The organism is Chitinivibrionia bacterium, from assembly GCA_009779925.1.
Lineage (GTDB): Bacteria > Fibrobacterota > Chitinivibrionia > Chitinivibrionales > Chitinivibrionaceae > WRFX01.
This window is the reverse complement of sequence record WRAZ01000082.1, coordinates 1-3406: the sequence shown is the minus strand read 5'-3', so window position 1 is coordinate 3406 and position 3406 is coordinate 1. Positions and strand designations below refer to the sequence as shown.

Below are 3406 nucleotides of genomic sequence, written 5' to 3'. Positions count from 1 at the left end.
TGGACCTTGCCGCAGAACTTGCAACTTCCGTGTATGCTCCCGCCGCAGGGACGGTTATTGCGACGCGCAACGATGTATATTACGGCAAAACCATAAGAATCAGACACACTAACAATTACGAAACATTTTATGCGCATTTGGGAGCGGTATTGGTAACGGTCGGACAAAACGTAAACCGCGGAACACGAATAGGCACCGTCGGTCAAAGCGGCTGGACGACAGGTCCCCACTTACATTTTTCCATAATCAGAAACGGAGTTTATGTTGATCCGCTGCTTTATAATTTTACTTTGCTGTATGGCAATTAACAGCGCCGTTTTCGCCTTTGTCGAAGAGGAAAACGCTGCGCCGCGAACACATCTTTCTCGCAGAGCCAAGGAAAGAGCCACTTTGAATTCGCCTTATGCGCTTGATATTTCAAACGATTTGCTGACAAAAAGGCAACAGCTGATATTGGGAATTGTCGTTCTTAATCAGCGGTTTCATACGTTTCGGGAAGAGGGATACGCGCATTTTCTGAGGGAACTTTTAAGGATTACCGAATTCAGCGACGAGGAAGCGGTTAAAATAATAAATCAATATGCGGGCAGACCGGAAAGATGGCAGGCGTTTTTACAGGAAATACGGGAGACTTTACTTGCGACGGGAACAAATAATGACGAATAAATATACAAAACCAAAAGAGAAAATAATTCTTCGCGAATACGATGAAAAACTCGTTTCCAAAGTTGAAAGCGCGCTGAACGTATCGACAATGTTCGCCCAAATACTTGTGGGGCGCGGACTTGCCGACTTTGAACAGAGCAAAGATTTTTTTAATCCCGCCCTCGAAAACTTACACGACCCTTTTTTGTTTGAGCAAATGAACGCCGCTATTCAGCGTATAATTATGGCAAAAGAAACAAACGAAAAAGTCGTTATTTACGGCGATTACGACGTGGACGGAATTACGGCGACAACGCTTATTTTGCGAGTTTTGCAAAAAATGGGAATAAAGACCGACTATTATCTTCCCGACCGCCTTACGGAAGGCTACGGAATGTCCAAAAACAGCATTGAAACCATAATAAAAAGCGGCGCAAAATTGATTATTTCTGTGGACTGCGGCATAACCTCCGTCGATGAATGCGAATACGCAAAACGCCGCGGGGTCGATATGATTATAACCGACCATCACGAGCCCAAAGACGAACTTCCCGACGCGGTCGCCATAATAAATCCGAAATCGACAGGCGAAAAATATCCCGACAAAAACCTTGCGGGAGTGGGTGTTGCGCTAAAATTAGCCCACGCGCTTTGCATAACTCTGAAAACCGACGAATTTTGGAAAGACGAATTGGACTTGGCGGCTTTCGGAACAGCGGCGGACATAGTTCCTTTGGTCGGCGAAAACAGAATTATAGCGACTTTCGGCTACAAAAAAATGCGCGAAAAACCAAATCTCGGACTTAACGCTCTGATGACAGCGCAAAAAATGACGGGGCGCAGCAACATTACGACAAACGATGTCGTTTTTAAGTTGTCGCCGTCCGTAAATGCCGCAGGGAGGCTCGGCGACCCTCAAATCGGCGCAAAACTTTTCTTGTCGCAAAGCCAAAGCGAGTGCGAAAAATACGTAGAAATGCTTGTGAAAAACAATAACGAGCGGCGCGAAATTGAAGACGGCGTTTGCAAAGACGCATTTTCGGTAGTAGAAGAAAGCATAGATTTTGAACGGGAGTTTGCTGTAGTCGTCGCCAAAAAAGGCTGGCATTCGGGAATTTTGGGAATAGTCGCCGCACGTCTTGTAGAGCGTTTTTGCCGTCCCGCAATACTTTTTAACATTGACGAAAACGGCATAGCGCACGGCTCGGCGCGAACATTCGGCAACTGCGATATTTTGGCGGCGCTGACCGAATGCAGCGACATTTTGCTTGAATTCGGCGGACACAAAGCCGCGGCAGGCGCAACGCTCAACGAAAAAAACTTGGACGCGTTTCGCAAAAGATTCAACGATGGAATTCAAAAACAAGTCAAAAACATTGACGAATTAGTTCCGATTGTTTATGCCGACGCGGAAATAAGCGTTGCACAATTAACCCCGAAATTTTTCACAAACCTGAAAAGAATAGAGCCGTTCGGTCCTCAAAATATGCGCCCGACTTTGGTAGCGCGAAATCTAAACCACAAATTTCCGCCCAAAGCAATAGGAAAAAACAGCGAACACCTGAAACTGTATATAAGCGGCAACGGATTTTCGATAGACGCGGTAGGTTTCGGCTTTGGAAATCGCATAGAAGAAATCAAGAACGCGAAAAATTTCACGCTTTGCTTTGTTTTAGGCGAAAACACCTATATGGGAAAAAGCGAATTGCAAATGGAAATTCGTGGGATTGAGTGTTGAAGCGCGTAGGGGCGTATTGCATACGCCCTGTTGTTTGTACGGCATTGTAATTTTGGGCGTATGCAATACGCCCCTACAATTACCCTAACAAATTCTCTAATTCTTTAACAGCATCACCTATTTTGGCGGGATTTTTGCCGCCTGCTTGGGCTTTCAGCGGGCTTCCGCCGCCGCCGCCGCCTACGATTGTTGCCGCCGCTTTCACCAAATTACCGCACAATATTCCGTTTGCATTTGCTGTTTTGTCGGCGCTTGCGGCAATCATAACTGCTCCTGCCACTTCGGCAATCAAACATACTGCGACGTTTGTTAAGTTTCTGCTTGTAATAATTTCGGAAATGCTGTCGTGGGTTGCGGTGAAGATTTCTTTGCTTACTTCGCCCAAGTTTTCTACTGCGAAATTTACTTTGCCACTTTTGAGCGAGGAGATTATTTTTTCCGCGCCGCCTTTTGCCGCATTTAAGTTTGCTGATTTTACTTCGTTTTCGAGGGCTTTGATTTTTTGGCGCATATCTTCTATTTTGTCGAGAATGTTGTCGTTTTGGCATTTGAGCGCTGTTGTTATTTCCGATAAAACTTCGCCTTGTTTTTGGCGCAACTTTATTGCTTCAAAGCCCGTGATTGCTTCTATTCTCCGCACGCCTGCCGAAACCGAGGCTTCACTCAAAATCGCAAAACTGCCAATGTCGCCTGTTCTTTTGGCGTGTGTTCCGCCGCAAAATTCTGCGGAGAAATCGCCGATTTTCAACACTCTAACACTGTCGCCGTATTTTTCGCCGAAAAGCGCTTTTGCGCCGCTGGCTTTTGCTTCTTCTATTCCCATTTCGGCGGTACATACGTCAATGTTTTGCAATATCCACGAATTAACAAGGTTTTCGATTTTTTCGATTTCTTCTTTTGAAGTCGCCTGAAAATGTGTGAAGTCAAAGCGGACTTTTCCGTCTTCGACTTTGCTTCCCGCCTGCGAAACGTGGCTGCCCAAAACCTGCGTTAATGCCGCCTGCAACAAGTGCGTTGCCGAGT

Annotated in this window: 4 protein-coding genes; 3 read left to right on the top strand and 1 reads right to left on the bottom strand. The window is 45.9% G+C overall.

All coding sequences use genetic code 11. The annotated features are described in order from the left end of the window. The 3 genes from FWE23_11440 to recJ all read left to right on the top strand — a co-directional run. The coding region (locus FWE23_11440) for a M23 family metallopeptidase (protein ID MCL2846039.1) at positions 1–308 on the top strand (308 nt) is incomplete at its 5' end. Continuing rightward, complete coding sequence (locus FWE23_11435) at positions 262–666, top strand: hypothetical protein (protein MCL2846038.1); 405 nt, start codon at positions 262–264, stop codon at positions 664–666. The genes FWE23_11440 and FWE23_11435, both read left to right, overlap by 47 nt. Next, positions 656–2383 (top strand): single-stranded-DNA-specific exonuclease RecJ, encoded by a 1728-nt coding sequence (gene recJ, locus FWE23_11430; GenBank protein ID MCL2846037.1) that lies wholly within the window; start codon positions 656–658, stop codon positions 2381–2383. Before FWE23_11435 ends, recJ begins: the two co-directional genes overlap by 11 nt. Positions 2384–2462: 79 nt before the next feature. Here recJ and FWE23_11425 read toward each other — a convergent pair. Further along, positions 2463–3406, bottom strand: a 944-nt coding sequence (locus FWE23_11425) for a DHHA1 domain-containing protein (protein MCL2846036.1), incomplete at its 5' end; no start/stop codon positions are given.